The organism is Pseudarthrobacter sp. CCNWLW217 (genome assembly GCF_037203985.1).
Lineage (GTDB): Bacteria > Actinomycetota > Actinomycetes > Actinomycetales > Micrococcaceae > Arthrobacter.
Map to the genome: position 1 here is coordinate 100091 of NZ_JBBCBT010000004.1, position 24451 is coordinate 124541.

The following is a 24451-nucleotide window of genomic DNA, read 5'->3' on the forward strand; positions in this document are numbered from 1 at the left end:
CGCGGCGGGACACTCTACGGCATTTTGTAGCGCTACAATTTGTAAGCTGGATTCGAGCGTAACTATGTTCATATGTCCTGTCAATCCTTCGGTGGATATCCTCGAAGCCAGAGAAGAGAGGCACTTCCGATGACATTGAATCGCCCCAAGACGCGACGCCCCACGATCTACGACGTAGCAAGGCAGGCCGGCGTCTCGCCGTCTTTGGTTTCGCTGGTGCTGCAGAATCCCGTGCGCGTGAGCGAGAAGCGGCGCGAAGCCGTCCAGGCGGCCATATCGGACCTTGGGTACCGCCCCAGCCGGGCCGCGACGACACTTGCCAGCAGCCGGACCAAAAGCATTGGACTGGTCATTGACGATTACCGGAACCTCTGGTTCGTCGACCTGCTCCGGGGTATGGAATCCGCGCTCACCGAGCATGGCTATCAGGTCATGCTGGCCGACTCCCGGCCGGGGGAGAATCGCATCAAGGAAGCCGTTGACGGGCTGCTTGCCATGCACGTTGACGGGCTGGTGATCGCTGCGGAGCCCAGCCCGTCCATGCTGGGCGGGGTGGGGGTGCCCACGGTGGTGGCCGGCTGGCGCGACGGCGTGCCGGCCGGCGCCGATCTCATAACCAATGACGACGACGGCGGCGGCGCGATGGCGGCGGATCACCTTCTGGGGCTCGGTCATAGGCGGATCGGCCACCTCACCGGGTCGGGCGGCGCCGCTGCCCATCGGCGGGAAGGCTTCCGCGCGCGGCTGCAGGAGTCCGGCGCTGAACAATGGATCGTGGGGGATTCGGGTGGCACGTCCGAGGAGGACGGCTACGCCTCGGCGTGTTGGCTGCTGGACAACCATCCGGACACCACCGCCATCTTTGCCGCCAACGACACGATGGCACTGGGGGCCTTCGGCGCGATCAAGGCGCGCGGCCTGGCTGTCCCGGCCGACATCTCCGTGATCGGCTACGACAACTCAACCTTGGCAAAGTCGCGATATCTGGATCTGACGTCGGTGGACAACCGTAGCGACCTCGTGGGAGTGGATGTGGCGAACGCGCTGCTGGCGCGCATTCGGGAGCCCGCCATTGGCCCGCAACGCAGGCTGATCGAGCCCGCCCTGGTGGTTCGGGGCACTACGGCGCGGCGTGTGCACCAGGCGTAGGAGGACGTCTCACGTTAAAACATCCTAATGTCAGGACAAACTATTGACATTGGTGAGCCGGGTCACCATGATCGAGGTAGACAGTGCTCCGAGGGCTGCAGAGTGGCGGCCCGGAGCCTGAGAGATCAAAGGAGATTTAGGTGGCTAATTTTTCTTGGCGCAAGGCTGCACTGGTGGCGGCAGTAGTACCGATGATGGCGTTGAGCGCATGTTCGAGCACTGGCGGGCGGACCCCAGAAGCTGCGAACGGCGGTGGTGGCGGCCAGGTTGCCACGACGGAGCGGATGAAGATCGCTTTGATCGCCCATGCTCCCGCGGGCGACACATTCTGGGACACGGTCCGCAAGGGTGCCGAGGAGGCAGCCGCGAAGGACAACGTTGAACTGCTTTACACCTCCGATCCGGAGGCCGGACGGCAGGCACAGCTGATCGAGCAGGCCATTGACCAGAAGGTGGACGGCATTGCGGTTACCCTGGCCACGCCCGACGCCTTAAAGGAGGCGCTGAAGAAAGCCACTGATGCAGGCATTCCGATTGTCAGCTTCAACGCCGGCGAATCGGCCTCCGCGCAGTTGGGAGCGTTCACCCACTTCGGCTCCAACGAGCAGCTTGCCGGCCAGGCAGTGGGCACAAGGCTTGCAGAGGGTGGCTACAAGCACCCGGTATGTGTCATTCAGGCGCAGGGCCACGTGGGCCTCGAAGCCCGGTGCGCCGGCGTGAAGGCCAAAGTGCCCGGCACGGAAATCCTTTACGTCAACGGAGCGGACATGACGTCCGTTGAATCGACGGCAACCGCGAAGCTGCAGGCATCCAAGGATGCTGATGTCATCATCGGCCTGGGTGCTCCCATTACCCTGACGCTCCTGAAGTCTGTGGCTACGGCCGGAAGCTCGGCCAAGGTTGCCAGCTTCGACCTGAACAAGGAACTGGCCCAAAAAGTTTCCGACGGCAGCGTGCTGTTCACGGTGGACCAGCAGCCATGGCTGCAGGGCTACGGTGCAGTAGACGCGCTGTGGCAGAACAAGCGGGGCGGGTTCAAGCTCGGCGGCGGACAGTCGGTCCTGACCGGCCCGGCCATCGTCGACCAGTCCAACGCCGCTGATGTCCTGAAGTTCGCCGAACAGGGTATCCGCTAACAGCCCGCTGGCCGGGCCGGTGAACGCCGGCCCGGCAGCAAGGAGAGTTCTCATGACCATTACCCAGACAAAAACAACCACAAAGTCGGCAGTGTCCGACGAACGTGTGGCCACGCGCAGTGCGTTCCAGAAGCTGTTGGGCCGGCCTGAAGTCGGTGCCCTCGTGGGCGCGATCGTCCTCTTTATCTTTTTCGCGTTGGTGTCCTCTACCTTTACGCAGCCCAATGCGCTGGCGACCATTCTTTATGGCAGTTCCACGATCGGGATCATGGCGGTGGGGGTGTCGCTGCTGATGATCGGCGGGGAGTTTGACCTTTCCACCGGCGTGGCGGTGATCTCCTCGGCGCTGACGGCGTCGATGTTCAGCTGGTACTTCAGCACCAACGTGTGGGTCGGTGTTGGCTTGGCCCTGGTGGTCTCGGTGGGCATCGGTTACATCAACGGCTGGATCCTGATGAAGACCAAACTGCCCAGCTTCATCGTGACCCTTGCGACGTTCCTGATGCTGACGGGCCTGAACCTGGGCCTCACCCGTTTGATCGGCGGGTCCGTGTCCTCACCCTCGATCTCCACGATGGATGGTTTCGCCTCTGCCCGGGCCGTGTTCGCGTCCTCCGTGACCATCGCCGGGGTTGATGTGAAGATCACGGTGTTCATCTGGATCGCGTTGGTCGCGGTCGCTACGTGGGTGCTGATGCGGACCCGCGTGGGGAACTGGATCTTCGCCGTTGGCGGGGATGAGAACGCGGCCCGCGCCGTGGGTGTCCCGGTCAAGGCGACCAAGATCGGTTTGTTCATGGGCGTGGGGTTCTGCGGCTGGGTGCTGGGAATGCACAACCTATTCGCGTTCGATACCGTGCAGTCCGGTGAGGGCGTGGGCAACGAATTCCTCTACATCATCGCCGCGGTGATCGGCGGGTGCCTGCTGACTGGCGGCTACGGCTCGGCTGTGGGCGGGGCGATCGGCGCGTTCATCTTTGGCATGGCCAACAAGGGCATCGTTTATGCCCAGTGGAATCCGGACTGGTTCAAGTTCTTCCTTGGCCTGATGCTGCTGCTGGCCACCATCGTCAACCTCATCGTCAAACGCCGCGCGGAACTCAAGTAAAGGGGCCGGGAATGAATGCCAACCAGATTGACCAGCAAACCCTGCTCCAGAATGAACGGGACCCGCTCACGCACACCCCGGTGCACCTGCTCTCCCTGGACGGGGTGGGCAAGCACTACGGCAACATCATCGCCTTGTCCGATGTGACGATGGCCGTGGACAACGGCCGCGTCACCTGTGTCCTGGGTGACAACGGCGCGGGCAAGTCCACCCTGATCAAGATCATCGCCGGCCTGCACCAGCACGACGCCGGGGTCCTGAACATCATGGGCGAGGAACGCAAATTCAGTTCCCCCAGGGACGCCTTGGACGCCGGCATCGCCACCGTCTACCAGGACCTCGCGGTGGTGCCGCTGATGCCGATCTGGCGGAACTTCTTCCTCGGCTCGGAACTGACCTCGGGCTGGGGGCCGTTCAAGAGCATGGACGTCGAGAAGATGAAAGCGATCACGCTCAAGGAACTCGCCGAAATGGGCATCGACCTGCGCGACGTCGAGCAGCCCATCGGCCAGCTCTCCGGCGGTGAACGCCAGTGCGTCGCGATTGCCCGCGCCGTGTACTTCGGTGCCAAGGTCCTGATCCTGGACGAACCGACGGCGGCCCTGGGCGTGAAGCAGTCCGGCGTGGTCCTGCGCTACATCCTGCAGGCCCGCGACCGCGGACTCGGGGTCATCTTCATCACCCACAACCCGCACCACGCCTTCCCCGTCGGGGACCGGTTCCTGCTGCTCAAGCGTGGCAAATCGATCGGCTACTACGACAAAAAAGACATCACCCTCGACGAACTCACTGCCCAGATGGCCGGAGGCGCCGAACTCGCCGAACTCGCCCACGAACTCGAACAACTCGGCGGGCACGGAGACGTCGTCAAGGAGGTACAGGCAGAAGTCGCCGAAGTCACGGACACAGCCAAGGCCGGCGCCCCAAAGCACGCCTAGCGGCAGCACCCGGCGGGGTGCTCCGGATATCCCTCCGGAGGACCCCGCCATGCCTGTGCGCACCGGCCCGGGACCACGCACACACGAACACACACGAAGGGAACACCATGCCGATCCGGGTAGGCGTCATCGGCGCCGGAATCATGGGCGCGGACCACATCAGGAACCTCTCTACCACCATCGGGGGTGCCGAAGTCACCTTTGTGGCAGATCTCGACGCCGACCGAGCCGCCGCGGCAGCGCCGCCGTCCGCACGCATCACCACTGACCCTGCCGAGCTGATCAACTCCAGCGACGTGGACGCCGTCGTGGTTGCCTCGCACGATGCCACGCACGCCGGATTGGTCCTGCAGTGCTTCGAAGCGATGACGCCGGTCCTGTGCGAAAAGCCGCTGGCCCCTACTGTCCTGGAAAGCCTGGAGGTGGTGGCCGCCGATGCCGACATGGTTGCTGCAACGGGAGCGTCCCTGCTCTCGCTGGGCTTCATGCGGCGCTTCGACCCGGGCTACGTCGCACTGCGGCAGGCCGTGCAGGACCGGGTGCAGGGCGAGCCCCTGATGGTCCATTGCATCAGCCGTAATGCCTCTGCGGCTCCCGGTGCAACCTCAGAATCGGCCATCACCAATTCAGCCATCCACGAGCTGGACATCATCCCCTGGCTGCTGGACTCTCCCATCACGGAAGTGTCGTGGCAGGCCGGAAAAAGTACTCGAAACGCCGGGGCCGGACTGCGGGATCCCGCGTTCATGACGCTCCGCACCGCTGATGGGACCCTCACCACCCTGGAGCTGTACCTGAATGCGCAGTACGGCTACGCCACCCGCTGCGAGGTCGTTTCCGAGCGTGGCACCACTGCCCTGCAGAATTCGGCGCTGCTGGGCTTTGAGCAGCAGGGAACCAGGCAGGCGCAGATCCCAGCGGACTGGCGCCCCAGGTTCGCCGACGCGTACCGGCTGCAGCTGCAGGCCTGGATTTCCGCGCTCGCCGCAGGAGAGAAGCCCACCCTCGCCGGCGCGCAGGACGGACTCAACGCCTCTGTTGTTGCCCAAGCCATGATCCAGTCGCTGCAAAGCGACGGCGCATCTACGAAAGTGAGCTATGCATGAGCGCTGCAACCCTCCCGCAGTCCCGGGTGCCCGGATCCCGGGATGCCCCCGTACTGCGGTGGGGCATCATGGGCCCGGGCTGGATTGCCGAACGCTTCACCGAATCCATCCAGACGAACACCGGGCAGGTGATCGCGGCCGTCGGATCCCGTTCGCTGAGCCGCGCCAAGGCCTTCGCGGAAACGTACGACGTGGCTGCGGCATACGGCAGCTATGAGGAACTGGCCGCCGCCCCGGACATCGACATCGTTTACGTCTGCACACCGCACACGGGCCACCACGCGGCCGCTGCGCTGGCTATCGACGCCGGCAAGCACGTCCTGATCGAAAAGCCGATCGGGCTCAACGCAGACCAGGCGCGGGACATCGCCGCCCGGGCAGAGGCGGCCGGAGTATTCGCCGCCGAGGCGATGTGGACCTTCTTCCTGCCGAAGTTCGATGTGATCAGGCAGATTCTCGACGCCGGGACGCTGGGTACCATCACCACGGTCGTCGCGGAGTACGGCGAGCACTTCGACCGCACGCACCGCATCTTCAGTCCGGAACTGGCCGGCGGCCCGCTGCTTGACCTGGGCACCTACCCGCTGGCGCTTGTCACGGAGGTGCTTGGCAGCCCACAGCGGCTGCTCGCCGTCGGGCAACCCCACGAATCAGGGGTTATTGCCCAGCTGTCTGCCGTCATGGAGTTCGACGGCGGCGCCCAAGCCGTGGTGAACACACACGTGCACAATTTCACGCCCACGGCCGCCATTGTGGTCGGCTCCGAGGCCACCCTGACCATCGAGGGGCAGTTCAACATGCCCGGCGGCTTCGAGGTCCGTTTCCCTGACGGAACACGCTTGCGCCACGACGAACCCTCCGGCGGCCACTTCGAAGGCCTGCACTATGAGGCGGCGGCGGTGGCGCGCTCCATTGCCGCAGGCAGCACGCAATCCGGCCAGCGGACCCTCGCAGCCTCTATCCGCACCCTGGAAGTGGCCGACGAGATCCGCCGGCAGCTTGGCGTGGTGTTCCCCGGCGAAGCTGGCATTGCGGCGTCGCCGTGATCCCCGGCGAGACCACTCACTCCGGAAACACCCTCCGGCACTGATCCACCCCCACGTTATGACCAGCGAAAGGACCAGCCCATGGCTTATCTCACCCACAACCCCGCTCCAGTCCAGGCACCCGTACGGATCGGACTCATCGGTTCCGGCTGGATGGGGGCATTCCATGCCGAAAGCATCGCCCGCCGCGTCCCCGGCGCGGTCCTGGCGGCCATTGCGGACCCTAATCTGGAATCCGCGCAGACCCTCGCCCGCGCGCTGGGCACCACACAGGTGACGGCCAACGCTGCAGACATCCTGGCGGACCCGGAGATCCATGCTGTGGTGATCGCCAGTCCCGCACGCTTCCACTCGTCACTGATCGCCCAGGCCGCTGCCGCCGGAAAGCACGTCTTCTGCGAGAAACCGGCCGGTCAGGGGCTCGATGAGCTCGACGCCGCCCTCGCAGCCGTGGAAGAAGCCGGCGTGCACTTCCAGGTGGGCTTCAACCGGCGGTACGCGGATGACTTTCGGGCCGCCAAGAAGGATCTGGTCGCCGGCATCGCCGGAACACCGCAGCTCCTGCGCTCACTTACCCGCGATCCAGGGAACGGAAGCATCCCCAACGCTGCCAGGGTCCCGGCCTGGACCATCTTCCTGGAAACACTCATCCACGACTTCGACACCCTCAACTGGTTCAACGAAGGTGCCGAGCCCGTGGAGGTCTACGCCGTGGCGGACGCGCTCGTAGAGCCTGACCTGCGCGACGCGGGTTTCCTGGACACAGCAGTGGTGACCATCCGCTACAGCAACGGTGCGGTGGCCGTCGCCGAGGCAAACTTCAGCGCGCTGTATGGGTACGACATCCGCGGCGAGGTCTTCGGCTCCAAGGGCATGGTCCAGGCCGGCCGCGTCACGGAAACAGCGGCCCGGCGCTACACGGCGGAGGGACTCTCCGCGGACACCCCGAGGCTCAATGTTGAGCTTTTCCGCCAGGCCTACACGGACGAACTCGCCGACTTCGCCGATGCGGTGCGTGCCCGGCTCGACGGCATGCCGCCCTCGTCGTCCGGCTCTACGGTCACCCCGGGTGGCGCAGATGCCCGCCGTGCGCTGGCCATGGCACTGGCGTGCATCGAATCGGTCAAGAGCGGCGCCCCGGTCTCGGTCGACCAGACGGCGGCCGTCTGATGCGCCTTGCAGTCTGCGCTGAGATGGTCTTTACGGACCTTCCGTTTGTGGAACGCGTCCGCCGGATCCACGAGTCCGGCTTCGATGTGGAGCTGTGGGATTCGCGGACCAAGGACATCAGCGCGCTCAAGGCCACCGGTGCCGTGTTTTCCTCCATGACGGGGTACACCTCCGGCAGCGTGGTGGACCCCGACACTGCCGATGATGTGGTGCGGACGGCGGAATCGCTGATCCCCACCGCCCTGGAACTCGGCGTCAGCCGCATGGTGGTGCACCCGGCAGAACTCATCGACGGCCACGCGGCCCGCCCTGCATACCGTTCCACCGGCCGGATGTGGAGCACCGGTGCCCGGACCCTGGAACGCCTCGGCAAGCTGGGCGAAAAACACGGCGTGACGTTCTGCCTCGAGAACCTCAACACCATCCTTGACCACCCCGGCATCCCGCTGGCACGCGCCAAGGACACGCTGGCACTCGTTGAGGCCGCCGGGCACCCCCACGCCAAGCTGATGCTGGACCTTTACCACGCGCAACTCGGGGAGGGGAACCTCATTGAGCTGGTGCGGACGGCCCTGCCCTTCATCGGCGAGATCCAGGTGGCCGACGTCCCGGGGCGCTGCGAACCCGGGACAGGGGAAATCAACTACGCGGCCGTCGCCAGGGCGCTCGCCGAGGTCGGTTATGACGGCACGGTGGGCATGGAAGCCTGGGCGCAGAGCGACAGCGACGCGGCCCTGGACGCGTTCCGGGCTGCCTTCAACGTTTATTCGGAGGAAAAACTATGAAAGACGTCGTTCTGGGCCTTGTGGGAGTGGGCCGGATCGGTGTGATGCACGCGAACAACATCGCCGCACTGAACGGGGTGCTCAATCCGGAGGGCATCAACGTCCGGCTGCGGCTGACCGACGTCGCCGCAGAGCACGCCAGGAACGTCGCGGGCGGTCTGGGCGCGGAGTTCTTCCCGTCAGTGGAAGCGCTGCTTGCCTCCGGGCTGGACGGCCTGGTGGTGGCCACTGGGACGGGTACCCACCCCGAGCTGATCAAGGCGGGGGTAGACGCCGGAATCCCGGTCTTCTGCGAAAAGCCGGTGGCCATGAACGTGGCGGATGCGCTCCCGGTACTGGACTACATCAGGGACCGGCACGGCGTGGTCCAGATCGGCCACCAGCGCCGCTTCGATGCCGGCTATCTTGAGGCCCGGCGCGCCTACCAGGCCGGCGAGCTGGGCTGGATCCACTCGCTGCGGGCAGTCACGTGCGACATGGCGCCGCCACCGGTGGAATTCCTGGCCAGCTCCGGCGGCCTGTTCCGGGACTGCTCGGTCCACGATTTTGATATCCTCCGGTGGCTGACGGGCCGCGAAATCGTTGAGGTATATGCGAAGGGCTCCAACAACGGGGACCCGGCCATCGGCGCCGTGGGGGATGTGGACACCGCGCTCGCGCTGTTGACGTTCGACGACGGGACTGTGGGTACAGTCTCCGCCACCCGCTACAACGGGGCGGGCCATGATGTCCGCCTGGAAATCCAAGGGTCCCTGCGGTCGCTGATGGTGGGGCTGGATGACAAAACCGCGTTGGCCTCGGCGGAACCCGGCATTGGATTTCCTGCAGGTGAGCCGCACCGGACCTTTGCCGAGAGGTTCGATGCGGCCTACCGCGACGAAATGGCGGCCTTTGTGGAACTCACCCTGGGCCGGCGGGACAACCCCTGCACACCGGAGGACGCGGTGGCGGCGTCCCGGGTGGCGGACGCTGCCCAGGAGTCCCTCGCCACTGGCGTTGCGGTGAAGGTGGCTATCAGCGTAGCCAGGTGAGCGTGCAGCTGCGATGCAAAATGCCCCTCCGGAATCCGTTCCGGAGGGGCATTTTGTTGATCCCTAAGCTGTGAAAGGCAGCCGTGGATCGATGTCCACGCCGTCCCAGCTCTGGCGCACCCAGCCATGATGCGGGTCGTCACTGATGAGCCATTCACGGACGGGGCCGGGGCCGGCCATCACGTTCAGGTAGTACAGGTCGTAGCCGGGGGCCGCCATCGCGGGGCCGTGCCAGCCGTAGGGCACCAGCACAACGTCGCCCGTGCGGACCTCCGCCGAGACATCGATGGGCCGCTCGTCCGAGGCATAAACCCGCTGATAACCGATGGCATCAGCGTCGGCAGGTGCCGCGGAACCGGCGGCCACCTGCGTTTCGAAGTAGTAGATCTCCTCGAGGTTCGTCTCGCCGTCCTTTTCCTCATCGTGTTTGTGGGGCGGGTAGGAAGACCAGTTTCCGGCCGGGGTGAGCACCTCGCACACTATAAACCGGTCGGCCTCAAGGGCTGCCGGCGTGCCGAAGTTGTGAACCTGGCGGGAGCAGTTGCCCGCTCCGCGCAGCTCGACGGGTGTCTCCGCCCCGGTGACCAGGCGGGTGGGATAGGAGGCTTTGGCCGGGGCCGTTGCAACGGCGAACCTGCCGCCGTTGTCGGAGCTGACGGTGACGGCGCGGCCAGTTCCCGAATACAGGACATCGCTGGGGCCATGGAACACGGAAGCGCGCCCCTGCAGCACATAGTCTTCACCGTCGACGGTGACCGTGAAGGAACCGTTGAGCGGAACCACTATCCGCTCCTCTCCCGCAGCCGGGAGTTTGAGGGCGGCGCCGGCCGCGAGGGTCGCGACTTTCAGCCCTGTGTGGGCCCAGCCCTCCACTGCCAGGGGTGAATCAGAAGTTCCGAGCGAGACGTCCCAACCGCCGTCTGCGGCGCTGCCAAGAGGGTAGACCCAGTTAGTCATAGATAAGTATTCCTTGCGCTATCGCTGTACGAGTGTCATTTCAAAGCTGTACGAATCCGCCCGGTACACGTGGTGTCCGGTCTCCACATTGCGGCCTGTATCGTCCACGGCGGTCCGCTCCATGGTGACCAGGGCCGAGCCTGGAGCCGCGTCGAGCTGCGTGGCCTGGTACTCGTTGGCCACCACGGCGCCGATCCGCTGCGTGGCGAGCCGGAAATTCACTCCGCCGTTCCGCAGGACGGAGTACAGGCCCTGGCTGGCCAGGAGTTCCTCGGTCAGGGGGGTGATGTCGTCGCGGACCCAGTTTTCCATCAGGGCCAGCGGTTTCCCGGCCACTTTCCGCAACCGGGTGAAGTGGTACACCGTGGCGCCTGGGGGGAGATGGAGCGCCTCGCGCGTAGCGTCGTCGGCCTCGTCATGGCTGAAGGTCAGTACGTCGGTGGTGGGTTTGGCGCCGTTGTTGCTTAGATCGTCAAAGAGGCTGGAGAGTTCCAGTGGCCTCCGTACCTGGCTGGAAACCACTTGGGTACCTACGCCGCGCTTACGCACCAGCAGGCCGGAGCGCACCAGCTCATCCATGGCTTTGCGCATGGTTGGCCGGGAGAGGTTGAGCTGCGCTGCAAGGTCGATCTCGTTGTCCAGCCGGCTGCCGGGCGGAAGCAGGCCCGTATGAATGGCGGCCTCGATGCCCTGCACCACTTGGTGGTAGAGGGGCACCGGCGAAGAGCGGTCGATGCTGAGGTTTAGTTGATTCGCCATTGAGATGCATCCTTCGCGCCGCTAGGGTTGCTGCGAAGCAACTCCCCTTTGTCCTGCCTATGTCCGCTTGATAGGACATACTGCCTTTATTGTTGATAATAACAGGGCGTTGGCAGGCGGCAAAGAAGCCGTCCCGGCCCGCCGTGGAGGCCTGACTAGGCTGGGGAGATGAACAACCGATACCGGGCACAGCCGGGGTCTCGAACCAGGCCGCCGGCATGAACCCCTCCGGCAGCGTGCACCCCAGCCCGCGGACCCTCGAAGTCGAGAGTCTTGCCAGCTTCGACCAGCTGGTGGCGGCCGGAGCTGTGGCCATGCACGGCTGGCACGCCCAGTCTTTGGACCTGCGCGGCCGGAGGGCAGCGCTGGAGACCCTTGATGTGGAAGGCGCTATCTTCCTTGGGTGCACGTTTGACGAGGGTGTTGAGGACGGCCTGCGGCGCCGTGGCGCGCTGATTTTCCCCAAGCTTGTTGGTGTGCCCTTCGACCCCTACCGGGCGAGGCTCTACACCCCCCAGGAGCTTTATGCCGGGCTGGACCACGCCCCCTATGAAGGACTGCCCGACGCCCTCGTCTACCAGTGGAGCATCCGGCCCGGGCAGCGGCACCGCCTGGACGCCACCCTGGCTTCGGCCCTGCACGACCACGCCATCGGTGACGCCCTGGACGAGATGATTCGCTCCGATGCCGTAGCCGGGCTGACCGTGGTGGGCGTGATGGGAGGCCATAATGTCCAGCGAGGTACTCCGGAGTTCGCGCAGGCTGCCTCGTTGGGCCGGCTGTTGGCTGGAAGCGGGAAGCTGGTAGCCACCGGAGGCGGTCCAGGGGCCATGGAGGCCGCCAACCTGGGCGCCTACCTCAGCGGGATCCCCGTAGATGAGTTCGAGGCGGCCCTGGTGTCATTGGGGGCCGTCCCTGGCTTCCGTCCCTCGGTGTCAGCGTGGGTGCGCGCGGCGGCCGCCGTCGTCGCACGTTTTCCGGCGGGAACGCCGTCGCTGGGTATCCCCACCTGGTTCTACGGGCATGAGCCGCCGAACTACTTTGCCACGCACATTGCCAAATACTTCGCCAACGCCGTACGTGAGGCGATCCTGCTCGAAGTCTGCAACGGCGGCATTATCTTCCTGCCGGGAGCAGCCGGAACTGTCCAGGAAATGTTCCAGGACGCGTGCGAGAACTATTACAGCGCCCGTGAGGCCGTGACGCCGATGGTCCTGGTGGGCAGCCGTTACTGGCAGCACGAATACCCTGCCTGGCCGATGCTCCAGAGGCTGGCAGCCGGGCGGGCCATGGCGGACCAGATCTTCCTGGTCGACACCGTTGACGAGGCGCTCGCCGTGATCGGCGGGTAGCTTCGGCGCCAGGTCCGGGGACGGCGGAGATTGCCGGGTCTAGAGATCCTTACGGCACAGGGCGCCGGCCAGTTTGTACAGGCCGTTGAGATCGCCCGCGGCAAGGCCTTCCGGGGTGCCGATTTCCGGAAACATCAGCTGCCGGTGGTCATCCACGTGTTCGAGTCCCATCACATGGCTGAGCTCGTGCAGGATGACGGCCGTGGCGTATAGCGCCCCGTCGGCCTGTTCCAGCTCTTCGGCAATCTGCGGGGCGTCCAGCTCCAGGCTGCCAGTGACGAAGGTCTTGGGACCGTTCTCGTAGCTGAAGTGGGTGCTTCCCCCGGTGCCGATCACTTTACCCTTGAGCTGGGGAGCCACCCCGGGAGTGGTCCAGGAGACCAGCAGCGGCGCCCAGCGGTCACCGTACGAATCCGGCTGGTACGGAGCGCGCTTGGCAGAAGGCTCTTCGGTGGTGGCGCCGTCGTAAATGAACCGGATCCCGGTGGCCCGCGACATGGTGTCGATTGCTTCAGGGATAAGGGCCTGCGCGCCGGCCGGAACCAGGTCCGCGTTCACCACGTAGTGCAGCGGCCGGCACGGCGAATATCCCACCGGTGTGCCGTCGTCGTTGGTGGCCAGGAATTGGTAGGAACTGCTCGCGTACGGGGGCGGCTCGGGCCTTCCCAGCGGCGCGTCCTCCTCCTCAAGCCCGGGCGGGGGAGCCTCGGGCCGACCCTCGGCAGCGGGCCGGACGCCACCCGATTCGCCCGGCTGAACGGCTCCGGGCCCGAGCCGAACATCCAGTAGTTCACCAACGCGTGGACCGCCGTAAAAGACTCCGCCGACCACCAGTGCCGTGGTGCCGGCGGTAATACCCAGCAGGGCGTTCCGCATGGAACGCCCCGCAGAACGCCTCCCGCTGCTGTGCGGGCGGTCCGGTGGAACGCTGTCCATCAACCCACCACGGTGCCGAAGGCCAAGCCAAGCACATACGTGACGGCCGCGGCGCCCAGGCCGATGGCCAGCTGCCGCAGCCCGCGAGTCAGCGGCGACGTGCCTGAGAGCAGGCCAACGACGCCGCCAGTCATCAGCAGTGCCACACCCACCAGGACTCCGGCCACCACCAGCGCGGCCACGCCTGTCATGCCGAACAGGAAGGGAAGGATGGGCACGATGGCACCGGAGGCAAAGAAGCAGAAGCTGGATAGCGATGCGCCCCAGGCGGTGCCTACGGCTTCGTGCTGGTCTTCGGTTTCGGGGAGTTCGGGCTGGAGGGACAGGCTGGGATCGCAGTCGCAGGAGAGCAGCCCCATGCGTTCGGCCACGCGGTGTTCGGCTGCTTCGTGGGACATGCCGCGTGCCAGGTACACGAGCAGCAGCTCGTTATGTTCGATGTCCAGCTTGGGGGCCGCCGCCAGGGTGACCTGGGTGGGCCGTGTGGCCGCGAGGAGTTCACGCTGCGAGCGGACGGAGACGAATTCGCCGGCGCCCATCGACAGTGCGCCGGCCAAGAGCCCGGCAATACCACTCAGGAGTACTACGCTGCTTGCCACACCGGACGCTGCCATGCCCATAACCAGGGATAGATTGCTGACCAGGCCGTCGTTGGCTCCGAACACTGCGGCGCGGAATGTTCCGGCGAGCCGGTTGCGGCCCCGTGTTGCCAGCCCGCGCACTACTTCCTCATGGATCTGTTCGTCGGCGGCCATGGCGGGCGTGGCGGACGGGTCCTTGGCGTACGGGGAGCGACCTTCGGCGCGCTGGGCCAGCGCGAGGACAAAGACCGAGCCGAAGTGGCGGGCCAGGAAGCCCAGCAGCTGGCTGCGCAGCGACGCCTGGCGGGACTTCCCGGCGTGATCGCCCAGGAGCCGGAGCCAGTGGGCCTCGTGCCGTCCTTCGGCTTCAGCAAGGGCGAGAAGGATGTCTCGCTCCTCGCCCAGCCGGTTCTGCGCGAGGTCCCGGTAGACAGCGGCCTCGGCGCGTTCATCGGCCAGGTATTGGCGCCAGCGCCGGATGTCCGCAGGAGTGGGCTCGGCATTTGTCGGCTGGCCTGCCGGGTGGCGATCAGGCAGAGCAGAATCCGAGGGAACAGAATCGGAGGGCGCGGGAATGGCTTGGGCAGAATCCGACGGAACAGAATCGGAGGGCGCGGGAACGGGCTGGGCAGAATCCCGGGCGGCGCGGTGTTGGCCGGGACTGGCGTGCTGAGACACAGAAGCTCCTGAGCTTGATGGGGCATGGTTCGGCCCCATTGCAAGGCCCAGCTTACCGCGGAATTTCGCGGATTTTCGGCTGGCAAACCTCACTCCGGAGTTTCGGGTACCCTCAAAATCCCTGGCTCCGGATGGCTTTTGCACTTCTGTCTGCGGACCCTTGACCGGGGCCACCGGCGGTGCTGTGATGAAAGTGTGGCGCCCGCCAGCGCCCAGCCGAAAGAGCACGTCAGTGGCGAACAAACGGAGGTTGCACAATGAACACCACCGGACAGCACCCGGACATGCCGCACCTTGATGCCGTAGAAGCAGATCCCGCTTATGACTACGCCGAGGATGCGCCGGTTGACGCGAACGACTGGGATGCAGAGGACGAGTTCCTGGACGCTGAAGACGTAGTCATTCCGACCCCTCCGGTCGAAGTTGACGCCGAGGAGCGCGTGGTTCCGCTGGACCCCGAGGAGTTCCGCGAACCAGAACCTGAGTAGGACGGACGACGGCGGCGCCTCCCGTTCGCTGATGAGCGAAAGGAGGCGCCGCCGTCGTGCTTTGTACTGCTCGAGTCTGTCCCTGGGGTGGTTCGAGCCCTGTCGAAATCCTTACGGCGCAGTCACGGTGACAGGAACTTCGTTTTCCTTGCCGGCTACGCGCCGCGCCCAATTCCGCATGACCTGCGGGTCCGTGGGCTTGGTGAGCAGCGAGACCGCCACGTAAACCACGGCTGAGCTGATGAGGCCGAAGTAGATCGGTTCGTTGGCGAAGACGCCGTCCAGCGGGGCCTTGGCGTTGACCTCCAGCACGATCATGGTGCCCAGCGTGACAACCGAACCCACCGCCATGGAGGCCGCGGCAGCCAGGCCGGTTCCGCGCTTCCACACCAGGCCGCCCAGGATGGCGACCAGGAGCCCGCCCACGAGGATGTCGTAGGCGATTGTCAGGGCGGCCACGACGTCCTTGGTGATGATGGCGATCAGGATGGCCACGATGCCGAGCGAGAGGACCCACATGCGGTTGGCCTTGACGTCGTGCTCTGGGTTGTCGGTGTCGTCGGTGTTGATGTCCTTGCCGAACCAGCTGGCAACGAACGGCAGGACGTCGGCGCGGGCAACCGTGGCAGCGGCGATCAGGGCGCCGGAAGCGGTGGACATCATGGCGGCCACAGCTGCGGCAAGTACCAGTCCGCCGATACCAACAGGGAGGATTGTCTGGGCAACCTCGGCGTAGACGTCGTCCTTCGCCGCAATGTCGATCCCGGACAGGGCCACGCTGGCAGCCATGCCGATCAGGGCGCCGGCAACACCGTAGAGGATGCAGTAGATGCCGGCGGTGGCGCCGCCCCAGCGAGCTACGCCCGGGGTCTTGGCGGTGAACACGCGCTGCCAGATATCCTGGCCGATCAGCAGGCCCAGGGTGTAGACGACGAAGTAGGTGATGATGGTCTGCACGCCGATGCCATCCATCTGGAAGAAGCTTTCATCGACACGGCTGCGGATGCCGTCGAGGCCGCCCGCTGCATTGAGGGTGAAGGGAAGCATCAGGGCGAAGATGCCCACGGTTTTGATGACGAACTGCACCTGGTCCGCCAGGGTGATGGACCACATGCCGCCGATGGTTGAGTAGACCAGCACGATCGCTCCGCCGATGGCGATGGCGAGCCAGCGGTCCCAGCCGAAGAGGACCACGAAGATGGTGGCGTAAGCGCTGGTGGAGGTGGCGCACAGCATCAGTGTGTACGCCAGCATGACGATGCCCGAGGTCTGCGTTGCCTTGCTTCCATAGCGAAGGGTGAGCATCTGGGAGACCGTGTAGATCTTGAGCTTCTGGATAGTACCGGCGAAGAGGAGGCTCAGCAGCAGCACGCCGGCGCCGATGGCCACCACCAGCCACATGCCGGAGATGCCGAACTTGTAGCCGAGGCCAACGCCGCCGACGGTGGAGGCGCCGCCCAGGACAACGGCGGCCATAGTGCCTGTGTAGAGGAACGGGCCGAGCCGGCGGCCGGCCACGAGGAAGTCGCTGTTGTTCTTGGTGCGGGACTTACCCCACCAGCCGAAGGCAAGCATTGCGATGAGGTACACCACCACAATGGCGATGTTGACGAAGTTAGCGTCCATGTTGGGCTCCTTGGAGCTGATCTGCAGCGTGGCTCGAACCCGGCGGCGCTGCTGGGGAGGCCGGTGTTCCGCTGCTCTTACGAGGTGGGGATGAGGGGAATCCTCGGATGTTGCCTGTCTGCAATATTGCATAGGAGACAACACTTGTTGCCTAAAAGAGTAGGCTGTGACCGTGGTAACAGTCAAGGGCCCGCCGCAACGTCCCCCGGCTGTGGCGTAGCGGCGTCACATGGGTACGTGGCCATTAGGATTGCTCCAGAGATGGGGCCGGGGTTGCCGGCCATGAAAGGTCTGCACATGAAGGCACTGCCAGTAGAACCGAGCAACGTTCCGGTTGCCATCGGGTCCCGTATCCGGGCTGCCCGGCAGTCCCAGCGACTCACCATCGAGCAGGTTGCCGACGCCACCGGGCTGACCAAGGGCTTCCTGAGCCGTGTGGAGCGGGACCTCACATCGCCCTCTGTCGCTTCGCTGGTGACCCTCTGCCAGGTGTTGTCCATTTCCATTGGGGACCTGTTTGCCGCTCCCGAAACCCACCTGACCAAGCGCAACGACGGGCCCCGAATTTCACTGGGCGGCGAAGGGATCGTGGAGCGGCTGCTGACGGCCCGCTCAGAGCGGCGGATCCAGATTATCCAGGCTGTTATCGAGCCTCACGGCCGCGGCGAGTCCGAGCTCTACGCCGTGGACTGCGACGTAGATGTGCTGCACGTTATCAAGGGCAGCATCAAGCTGATCCTCACCAACGAAGAATACGAGCTCAGCACCGGGGACACCGTCACGTTTCCCGGACGCGAACCCCACACCTGGATCAACCCCACCGGCGAGGCCGTTGAGGTCCTCTGGGTGCTGGTCCCCGCCGCCAGTCGGTAGCGCGCGCTTTTCGGCTGGAGTTGTGCGTTCCTGCCCGGTTTGTGGCCGGGCTTCCGCGGGCGTCCCCTGTGCGGGCGCGGGCTGCCGCCCAGGCACAGCGACCTGGGCCGGAGTAACTGGGAAGGAGCGCTCGCCTTACCTGGCCGAGGCGTTCCTGGCATCGAGCACCGCCCTGATTTCCGCCACCACCTGCTCCGGGTTGAACCAGATGTGTTCGGGCATGTAGCGGAGGACGGCGAAGCCCTTGACCGTTGAGGTGTTGTTCCTGTGGCGGTCCCTGAGCATGTCCGCGCGCTTTGAATGAAAGGCGAATCCGTCGATTTCCACGATCAGGAAACCGTCCAGCAGGAAATCCACCCGCCCGATGCCGGGCAGCGGCACCTGGGCCTCGAAATCGATCCCATTGCTCCGAAAGAGATGCTGTGCGTCGACTTCCACTATCGATTCTGCCCGCAGGTCAAGCTCCTGCAGCGCGCGTCGAATGGGCCCCGAGCGGTCACCGCGTACCTCGGCCCTGAGTAGCTCCATTGGTACGCCGTGCAGCCGGACCGCCGATGTTGCGATGGCCGTGGACGACGGCGGCGCCAGGCACCCAAGTGCGTGCAGGACCACGTCTTCCACCGCCGCCACCGGCAGTTCCGGGTGGCCCTCGAATCGCACCGTCCGGTGCCGGACGAAGCCTTTGCCATGGCCGTGGTTGCAGGCCAGGTGCAGCCGGGACGGAGGGTTCCGGAGCCATAACCCGTGGCGTGCGGCTGCGCTGGCGCAGGTCAGCCGGCCGTTATGGTGGATTGCGGCGGCGAGGTCCGCGTCGCAGTTAGGTGCGAGGAAAACTCCCCGCCTGGGTTGCATGGCACCCAGCCCGGTCAGGCGCCCTAAGTCCCGTCTGGAGAATCCGGCGCTGAGGAGCTGGGCGGTGCGGGCAACCCCGCCGGCCTGTACAAGGTATTCGAAGATATCCATGGAGCCCATTGCAGGCTGCCGGAGCCGGATCTGACAGAGGAAGCAGGCCGTATGTGGGCAACGCACGCTACTTACTGTGCGTTCCTGCCCAGTTGCTTCCGCCGACGTCGCCTCCTGGCAGGGGATGTTCCCGGGATCCCGCGGCGCGAGATGGGCGCCGGCCGTGGACCGGGACAGTAACTGGGCAGGAGCGTTCGGGACACCTGCGCCCCAAGGACCGCTTGTAAACACTTGATGCGCATAAGGAAACTTCAAGGTATGATGGCTGTCACACCCGCCGACCAATCCTCGAAGGAGAGGCTCACTGTGAAAGAGCTGCGCATCGAAGCCAACGGCAACCTTGGCCCGATCGATTCATCCCGCATCCCGCGTTATGCGGGCGCTGCCACCTACGCCCGACTGCCGCGCCTGGACCAGGTGGCGAAGGCTGACGTGACGGTGGTGGGCGTGCCCTTCGACTCCGGCGTGTCCTACCGTCCGGGTGCCCGTTTCGGCTCTAACCACATCCGCGAGGCCAGCCGCCTCCTCCGTCCGTACAACCCCGCGTGGGACGTCAGCCCGTTCGAAAACATCCAGGTGGCCGACGCCGGCGACATGGCGGTCAACCCGTTCAACATCAATGAAGCCATCGAAACCATCCAGCAGAACGCCCTGGACCTCACCTCGGCCGGCAGCAAACTGGTAACCCTCGGCGGTGACCACACCATCGCCCTTCCGCTGCTCCGGGCAGCGGCCGAGCGCGCCGGCGGACCCATCGCCATGCTGCACTTTGACGCCCACCTCGACACCTGGGACACCTATTTCGGCGCCGAGTACACGCACGGAACCCCGTTCCGCCGGGCTGTTGAAGAAGGCATCCTGGATACCGAAGCCATCAGCCACATCGGCACACGCGGCCCCCTCTACGGCAAGAAGGACCTCGACGACGACCACCGCTTCGGGTTTGGCATTGTCACCTCCGCCGACGTCTACTACCAGGGCGTCCTGGAAACTGTGGCCAAGGTCCGTGACCGGATCGGGAACCGCCCGCTCTACATCTCGGTGGACATCGACGTCTTGGACCCCGCCCACGCCCCGGGCACCGGAACGCCCGAGGCCGGCGGCATCACCAGCCGCGAACTCCTGGAGATCATCCGCGGCTTCCGCGGCATGAACCTGGTGGGTGCCGACGTCGTGGAGGTCGCCCCTGCCTATGACCACGCCGAAATCACTGGCGTGGCCGCCAGCCACGTGGCCTATGAACTCATCACCCTGATGGCGGACAATGCTGTTGAAGGTGACCGCTTCGGGGCAGCCAACGGTTACGCCGCCCAAGCCCTTGGCCGGGAAGTCCGCCAGCCTGCCGGGTTCGCGGCCAGCATCCCCGCCGGAATCAAGGAGTAGCCAATATGATCGATTTCGATCCCGGCACAGCAGCCCCCACGAAGGGTACCGATGTGCGCAACGGCGGGGATCTCGTCGTCGAAACCCTTGAAGCCCTGGGCGCCAAAACAGTCTTTGGGATTCCCGGCCAGCACGCACTGGGCTTGTTCGACGCCATGGGCCGCGGCAACTTGCACTTCGTCTCCTCGCGCGTGGAGAACAACTCAGCCTTCGCCGCGGACGGCTACTCCCGCGCCACGGGCGAAGTGGGCGTGCTGTTCCTTTCCACCGGACCGGGCGCGCTGACCTCGCTCGCCGGGCTGCAGGAGGCTTACGCCACTGGTGTGCCCATGGTGGTGGTGGCCAGCCAGATCCCGCTCGAAGGACTCGGTGCCCGCCGCAAGGGCATGCTCCACCAGCTCGATGACCAGAAGGCCTCGGCCGCGAACGTCACCAAGAGCCAGCGGCTGATCCAGCATGCCTCCGGGATCCCGTCGGCCATCCAGGATGCCTGGACCGAGGCCATCTCCTCCCCGCAGGGGCCGGTCTGGCTGGAAATCCCGCAGAACGTCCTGCTGGATCCCATCATGGTCCCGCCGGTAGAGGATGCCCTCGCGGAGGCTGCGGACAACCCGCCCCGCGTGGAACTGGTCCGCGAAGCCGTGAAGTGGTTGTCGACGGCGGAACGTCCCGCCATCATCGCAGGCGGCGGGACGCGTCGGGGCCGGGCCGAGAAGTCCCTGCTCTCGATTGCCGAAAAGCTGCGGGCACCGGTGATCTGCACTCCCGGCGGTAACGGGGCATTCCCGTGGAACCACGAACTGTCGCTGCAGTCCTGGATCGAGGACCGCCACATGACCGACGTCCTGGAGGACGCGGACGTCCTGATCGTGATCGGCTCCTCCTTGGGCGAGGTCACCTCCAATTACTTCACTTTCGAACCCCGCGGGCGGATCATCCAGATCGATGCCGAACCCCGCGTGCTCGAGTCCAATCGTCCCGGCCTGGGCATCCGCGCCGACGCCGGCCAGGCGCTCGCCGCCCTCGATGAAGCCTTGGTTGTTCCCGTCGACGCCAGGCGCAACTGGCACGGCGTCAGGCCCGAGGACCTGGTGAAGGAGTCCCTTGCAAAGGTCAAGGCCCGGCTGGAATCCCAGGACCTGGCCAAGGAACTGAAGTTCATGGCCGACATCCGCGAAGCCGTTCCGGCAGATATGCAGACCTTCTGGGACATGACCATCTCCGCATACTGGGGCTGGAGCTGCTGGGATGCCCGGCAAGGCCAGTTCCACTCCGCCCAGGGCGCCGGCGGCCTCGGCTATGGTTTCCCTGCTGCAATCGGCGGCGCTGTCGGTCTGGAAACGGTGGGCAAGCCAAGTCGCGTCCTGGCTGTATCCGGTGACGGTTCGTCCATGTACTCCATCTCGGAACTGGCCACGGCCAAGCAGCACAACATCCCGGTCACCTGGCTGATCGTGGACGACGGCGGCTATGGCATCCTGCGCGAATACATGGTGGGTGCCTTCGGCAAGGCCACCGCCACCGAGCTGGCGCGCCCGGACTTCGTCAAACTGGCCGAAGCCTTCGGTGTGCCGGCCACCCGGGTGGCCCCGGAGGACGTGGGGGACGCGCTCAAAGCTGGTTTTGCCGCCGACGGCCCCAACGTCGTCGTCGTTGAGACCCTGCTCAAAATGTTCGGCCCCACCCACCTGGACTACTGAGCACCTCTTCCACAGCCGCGCGAGCTGGCAGCTAATAGCTGCCAGCTCGCGCTTTGTGGTTAAAAGGACAGTCCGGCGCGATTAGTTTCCTAAAGCAACCTTTTGGGTATATAGTTGCCTCAGGCAAACAATCGAGGAGCGTCCAGACCCATGTCAGTTGCGCCGGATACCGCGGCAGACCTCGTCTACCAAATATTTGACCTCCAGCGTGCGGTGCGATGCGTCGCCACAGCCAGCCTTCGCGGACAGGAAACCGGTGTGGCGCTGCAGGGCGTACTCCGGTTTGTGGGGGAGGGGGAGACCCGCGCCACGCGGCTGGCCGAGCGGCTTGGCGTCAGCGCCCCGGTCCTCAGCCGCCATATCGCCGAGCTGGAGGAACAGGGCTATGTCACCCGCCGGCAGGATCCCGACGACGGACGGGCCCAGCTGGTTGCCCTGACCTCCGAAGGTGCGGGCAAGCTGCGCCATATCGAGGAACAGCGCACGGCGGCGCTGCAGGACTACCTCCGCGAATGGAGCCAGGAGGACGCCGAGGACACGGCAAGAATCCTTCGGAAACTCACCGAATCCCTCAAACATTCAGCCCGGGCAAAGGCGGCCGGACCCAGTACAACTAACCACTAGGAGCAGATTTATGGCCAGCCACGCCGCCGCCCCCGCATCATCGTCCACCCTGTCCCAACAGCCGCCGGCCCCGCTGGCACCTCTGGCACCCGCACCAGGTCCGGAAGCGCAACCGGCGATGTCGCACCGCCAGATCATGGAAGCCCTGACCGGGCTCCTGGCCGCCTTCTTCACCGCCATCCTGAGCAGCACCATCGTGGCGAATGCCCTGCCCACCATCATGTCCGAACTCAAGGGCACCCAGACCGACTTCGCCTGGGTCATCACAGCAGCCCTGCTGGCCAACGCTGCCACCACCCCCATCTGGGGCAAACTCGCTGACCTGTTCGATAAGAAACTGCTGGTCCAGCTCAGCATCGTGGTGTTTGTGGCCGGCTCCGTCATGGCTGGCCTGTCCGAGACGATTCCGCTGCTGCTGACTGCCCGCGTGATCCAGGGAGTGGCGATGGGCGGGCTGACAGCGCTGGCCCAGGCCATCATCGGATCCATGATCCCGCCCCGGGACCGCGGCAAGTACTCCGGCTACATGGGCGGCGTCATGGCCGTGGGCACGGCCGGCGGGCCGCTCCTGGGCGGATTCATCGTGGACAGCCCGCTCGGCTGGCGCTGGACGTTCTTCGTCTGCGTGCCGCTCGCCGTCGTCGCCCTCATCCTGCTGCAGGTCACGCTCAAAATCCCGCACGTCAAGCGCCCGGCCAAGATCGACTGGCTCGGCTCCATCCTCCTCACATCAGGGGTAAGCCTGCTCCTGATCTGGGTATCCTTCGCCGGCAACCCAGACTACTACGACTGGTGGTCCTGGCAGTCAGGGCTGATGGTGGGTGGCGGCGTCCTGCTGCTCGCGCTGCTGGTGCTGGTGGAGTCCAAGGTGGAGCAGCCCATCATTCCGCTCAAGATCATCTCCGAACGGACCACCGCCCTGGCCATCCTCGCCTCGGTGGCAGTGGGCGTGGCCATGTTCGGCTCGTCAACCTTCCTGGGCCAGTACTTCCAGGTGGCCCGCGGCGCCACCCCCACCGAAGCGGGCCTGCTGACCCTGCCCATGATCGCCGGTAACCTCATCGGTTCCGTGGTGTCGGGCCAGCTGATCAGCCGCACCGGCAAATGGAAGCGCTACCTCGTGGGCGGGTCCATCCTGCTGATCGCCGGCCTCGGCCTGGCCGGCACCGTGGACCACACCACCGAGCTGTGGCTGACCGGCGTCTACACTGCCATCCTGGGCCTAGGGCTGGGCATGGTGATGCAGAACCTGGTCCTCGCCGTGCAGAACACCGTCAAGGCCACGGATATCGGCACCGCCAGCGCTTCGGTTGCCTTCTTCCGCTCTGTTGGCGGCGCGATCGGGGTATCAGTCCTGGGCGCGGTACTGGGCACCCGCGTCACCCAACTCGCCAACGAAGGGCTTGCCGCCGCCAACATCCCCGTGCAGGGCGACGGTGCCGGCGCCAGCATGGATCTTGTGGACCTTCCCGAACCCGTCCGCGAAATCATGCGTGCCGCTTACGGTGACGCCACGGCGCAAATCTTCCTGATCTCCGCCGTCATCGGCGTGATCGCCTTGGTGGCGGTCCTCTTCATCAAGGAGAAGCCGCTCCGCCGCACGGTAGACGTCCGTCCGGAGGGTGATGGTGCGGAAGCCGTGGCGGCTTCGCTTCCGGCTGCACCTTCGGCCGCGGCGGGCACGACGTCGGCACCCGGGCCGAGTGCGGACGTCGACGACATAGACCGAGAGTTCGTCGAGGTGCTGAGGCGGCAGCGCAGCGGCGAAATCGGCACCGGACGAGGAATGGAGGCAGCTGCCGTGAAGATGGTGCCCTTGATCCTGGAGACGCAGCAACTGCTCGCCGAACAGCAGCTGCAGCTTTCCGAAGCAATGTCTTCGGTCCAGCGGCAGGCGGCCCTCCAGCAGGGAATTGCCGCCGAACAGGCGAAGACGGCGTCCATGCTGAAGGCCGTGGCCAAGGAACTCGGCAAGGAACGGAAACTGCAGAAGGCGGCCGCGCATTACCTGGCCTCCGGCGGCAATCAAAAGGACCACGGTACGCCGATTGGATGATCTTTG

At 65.4% G+C, this 24451-nt stretch carries 22 protein-coding genes; 16 read left to right on the forward strand and 6 right to left on the reverse strand.

Features of this window, described 5'->3' with window-relative positions:
• Nucleotides 1-129 precede the first annotated feature (129 nt).
• The 9 genes from V9L18_RS06565 to V9L18_RS06605 all read left to right on the forward strand — a co-directional run bounded on the left by V9L18_RS06565 (nucleotide 130) and on the right by V9L18_RS06605 (nucleotide 9469).
• A complete protein-coding gene (locus tag V9L18_RS06565) occupies nucleotides 130-1149 on the forward strand; it encodes a LacI family DNA-binding transcriptional regulator (protein ID WP_337346378.1) in 1020 nt (339 codons plus the stop codon).
• Nucleotides 1150-1289: 140 nt separating this feature from the next.
• On the forward strand, nucleotides 1290-2285 hold the full coding sequence (locus V9L18_RS06570) for a substrate-binding domain-containing protein (protein WP_337346379.1): 996 nt from the start codon (nucleotides 1290-1292) through the stop codon (nucleotides 2283-2285).
• A gap of 52 nt (nucleotides 2286-2337) precedes the next feature.
• Nucleotides 2338-3393, forward strand: coding sequence for an ABC transporter permease (locus tag V9L18_RS06575; protein WP_337346380.1), 1056 nt, complete (start codon nucleotides 2338-2340; stop codon nucleotides 3391-3393).
• Between the two features lie 11 nt (nucleotides 3394-3404).
• On the forward strand, nucleotides 3405-4331 hold the full coding sequence (locus tag V9L18_RS06580) for an ATP-binding cassette domain-containing protein (protein ID WP_337346381.1): 927 nt from the start codon (nucleotides 3405-3407) through the stop codon (nucleotides 4329-4331).
• Between the two features lie 107 nt (nucleotides 4332-4438).
• On the forward strand, nucleotides 4439-5437 hold the full coding sequence (locus V9L18_RS06585; RefSeq protein ID WP_337346382.1) for a Gfo/Idh/MocA family oxidoreductase: 999 nt from the start codon (nucleotides 4439-4441) through the stop codon (nucleotides 5435-5437).
• Nucleotides 5434-6483 (forward strand): Gfo/Idh/MocA family protein, encoded by a 1050-nt coding sequence (locus V9L18_RS06590; protein ID WP_337346383.1) that lies wholly within the window; start codon nucleotides 5434-5436, stop codon nucleotides 6481-6483. The genes V9L18_RS06585 and V9L18_RS06590 overlap by 4 nt, the downstream gene beginning before the upstream one ends.
• 81 nt (nucleotides 6484-6564) lie before the next feature.
• Nucleotides 6565-7653 (forward strand): Gfo/Idh/MocA family oxidoreductase, encoded by a 1089-nt coding sequence (locus V9L18_RS06595; protein WP_337346384.1) that lies wholly within the window; start codon nucleotides 6565-6567, stop codon nucleotides 7651-7653.
• Nucleotides 7653-8438: a TIM barrel protein gene (locus V9L18_RS06600; RefSeq protein ID WP_337346385.1), complete on the forward strand. Its 786-nt coding sequence runs from the start codon at nucleotides 7653-7655 to the stop codon at nucleotides 8436-8438. The genes V9L18_RS06595 and V9L18_RS06600 overlap by 1 nt, the downstream gene beginning before the upstream one ends.
• The gene (locus tag V9L18_RS06605) at nucleotides 8435-9469 is read left to right on the forward strand and encodes a Gfo/Idh/MocA family protein (RefSeq protein ID WP_337346386.1); all 1035 of its coding nucleotides are present in this window, start codon (nucleotides 8435-8437) and stop codon (nucleotides 9467-9469) included. The genes V9L18_RS06600 and V9L18_RS06605 overlap by 4 nt, the downstream gene beginning before the upstream one ends.
• A gap of 63 nt (nucleotides 9470-9532) precedes the next feature.
• Here V9L18_RS06605 and iolB read toward each other — a convergent pair whose 3' ends face one another.
• Together iolB and V9L18_RS06615 are read right to left on the reverse strand one after the other, a co-directional pair.
• Complete coding sequence (gene iolB / locus V9L18_RS06610; RefSeq protein ID WP_337346387.1) at nucleotides 9533-10426, reverse strand: 5-deoxy-glucuronate isomerase; 894 nt, start codon at nucleotides 10424-10426, stop codon at nucleotides 9533-9535.
• Between the two features lie 18 nt (nucleotides 10427-10444).
• The gene (locus V9L18_RS06615) at nucleotides 10445-11185 is read right to left on the reverse strand and encodes a GntR family transcriptional regulator (RefSeq protein ID WP_337346388.1); all 741 of its coding nucleotides are present in this window, start codon (nucleotides 11183-11185) and stop codon (nucleotides 10445-10447) included.
• A 218-nt stretch (nucleotides 11186-11403) separates the two neighbouring features.
• On the opposite strand from V9L18_RS06615, the gene V9L18_RS06620 reads away from it, so the two are divergent.
• A complete protein-coding gene (locus tag V9L18_RS06620) occupies nucleotides 11404-12537 on the forward strand; it encodes an LOG family protein (protein ID WP_337346389.1) in 1134 nt (377 codons plus the stop codon).
• Nucleotides 12538-12576: 39 nt separating this feature from the next.
• Here V9L18_RS06620 and V9L18_RS06625 read toward each other — a convergent pair whose 3' ends face one another.
• Together V9L18_RS06625 and V9L18_RS06630 are read right to left on the reverse strand one after the other, a co-directional pair.
• Nucleotides 12577-13413, reverse strand: coding sequence for a matrixin family metalloprotease (locus V9L18_RS06625; RefSeq protein ID WP_337346390.1), 837 nt, complete (start codon nucleotides 13411-13413; stop codon nucleotides 12577-12579).
• 59 nt (nucleotides 13414-13472) lie between these two features.
• Nucleotides 13473-14732, reverse strand: coding sequence for a VIT1/CCC1 transporter family protein (locus V9L18_RS06630; RefSeq protein WP_443197958.1), 1260 nt, complete (start codon nucleotides 14730-14732; stop codon nucleotides 13473-13475).
• A gap of 257 nt (nucleotides 14733-14989) precedes the next feature.
• On the opposite strand from V9L18_RS06630, the gene V9L18_RS06635 reads away from it, so the two are divergent.
• The gene (locus tag V9L18_RS06635) at nucleotides 14990-15220 is read left to right on the forward strand and encodes a hypothetical protein (RefSeq protein WP_337346391.1); all 231 of its coding nucleotides are present in this window, start codon (nucleotides 14990-14992) and stop codon (nucleotides 15218-15220) included.
• A 111-nt stretch (nucleotides 15221-15331) separates the two neighbouring features.
• On the opposite strand, the gene V9L18_RS06640 is transcribed toward V9L18_RS06635, so the two are convergent.
• A complete protein-coding gene (locus V9L18_RS06640) occupies nucleotides 15332-16846 on the reverse strand; it encodes a sodium:solute symporter (protein ID WP_337346392.1) in 1515 nt (504 codons plus the stop codon).
• A gap of 297 nt (nucleotides 16847-17143) precedes the next feature.
• Here V9L18_RS06640 and V9L18_RS06645 point away from each other — a divergent pair, with 297 nt between their 5' ends.
• Nucleotides 17144-17719, forward strand: a complete 576-nt coding sequence (locus V9L18_RS06645; protein WP_337346393.1) for a helix-turn-helix domain-containing protein — start codon at nucleotides 17144-17146, stop codon at nucleotides 17717-17719.
• A gap of 135 nt (nucleotides 17720-17854) precedes the next feature.
• On the opposite strand, the gene V9L18_RS06650 is transcribed toward V9L18_RS06645, so the two are convergent.
• Entirely contained in the window at nucleotides 17855-18682 is an 828-nt protein-coding gene (locus V9L18_RS06650; protein ID WP_337346394.1) for a DUF559 domain-containing protein, read from the reverse strand.
• Nucleotides 18683-18988: 306 nt separating this feature from the next.
• Between V9L18_RS06650 and speB the strand changes: the two genes are divergently transcribed.
• From speB to V9L18_RS06670, 4 genes are all read left to right on the forward strand, one after another.
• Nucleotides 18989-20065: an agmatinase gene (speB, locus tag V9L18_RS06655; RefSeq protein ID WP_337346537.1), complete on the forward strand. Its 1077-nt coding sequence runs from the start codon at nucleotides 18989-18991 to the stop codon at nucleotides 20063-20065.
• Between the two features lie 5 nt (nucleotides 20066-20070).
• Nucleotides 20071-21765 carry a thiamine pyrophosphate-binding protein gene (locus tag V9L18_RS06660; protein WP_337346395.1) on the forward strand — a complete coding sequence of 565 codons (1695 nt, stop codon included), beginning with the start codon at nucleotides 20071-20073 and terminating at the stop codon, nucleotides 21763-21765.
• 150 nt (nucleotides 21766-21915) lie between these two features.
• Entirely contained in the window at nucleotides 21916-22389 is a 474-nt protein-coding gene (locus V9L18_RS06665) for a MarR family winged helix-turn-helix transcriptional regulator (protein WP_337346396.1), read from the forward strand.
• A gap of 118 nt (nucleotides 22390-22507) precedes the next feature.
• Nucleotides 22508-24445 (forward strand): MDR family MFS transporter, encoded by a 1938-nt coding sequence (locus tag V9L18_RS06670; protein WP_337346538.1) that lies wholly within the window; start codon nucleotides 22508-22510, stop codon nucleotides 24443-24445.
• The last annotated feature ends 6 nt before the right edge of the window (nucleotides 24446-24451 follow it).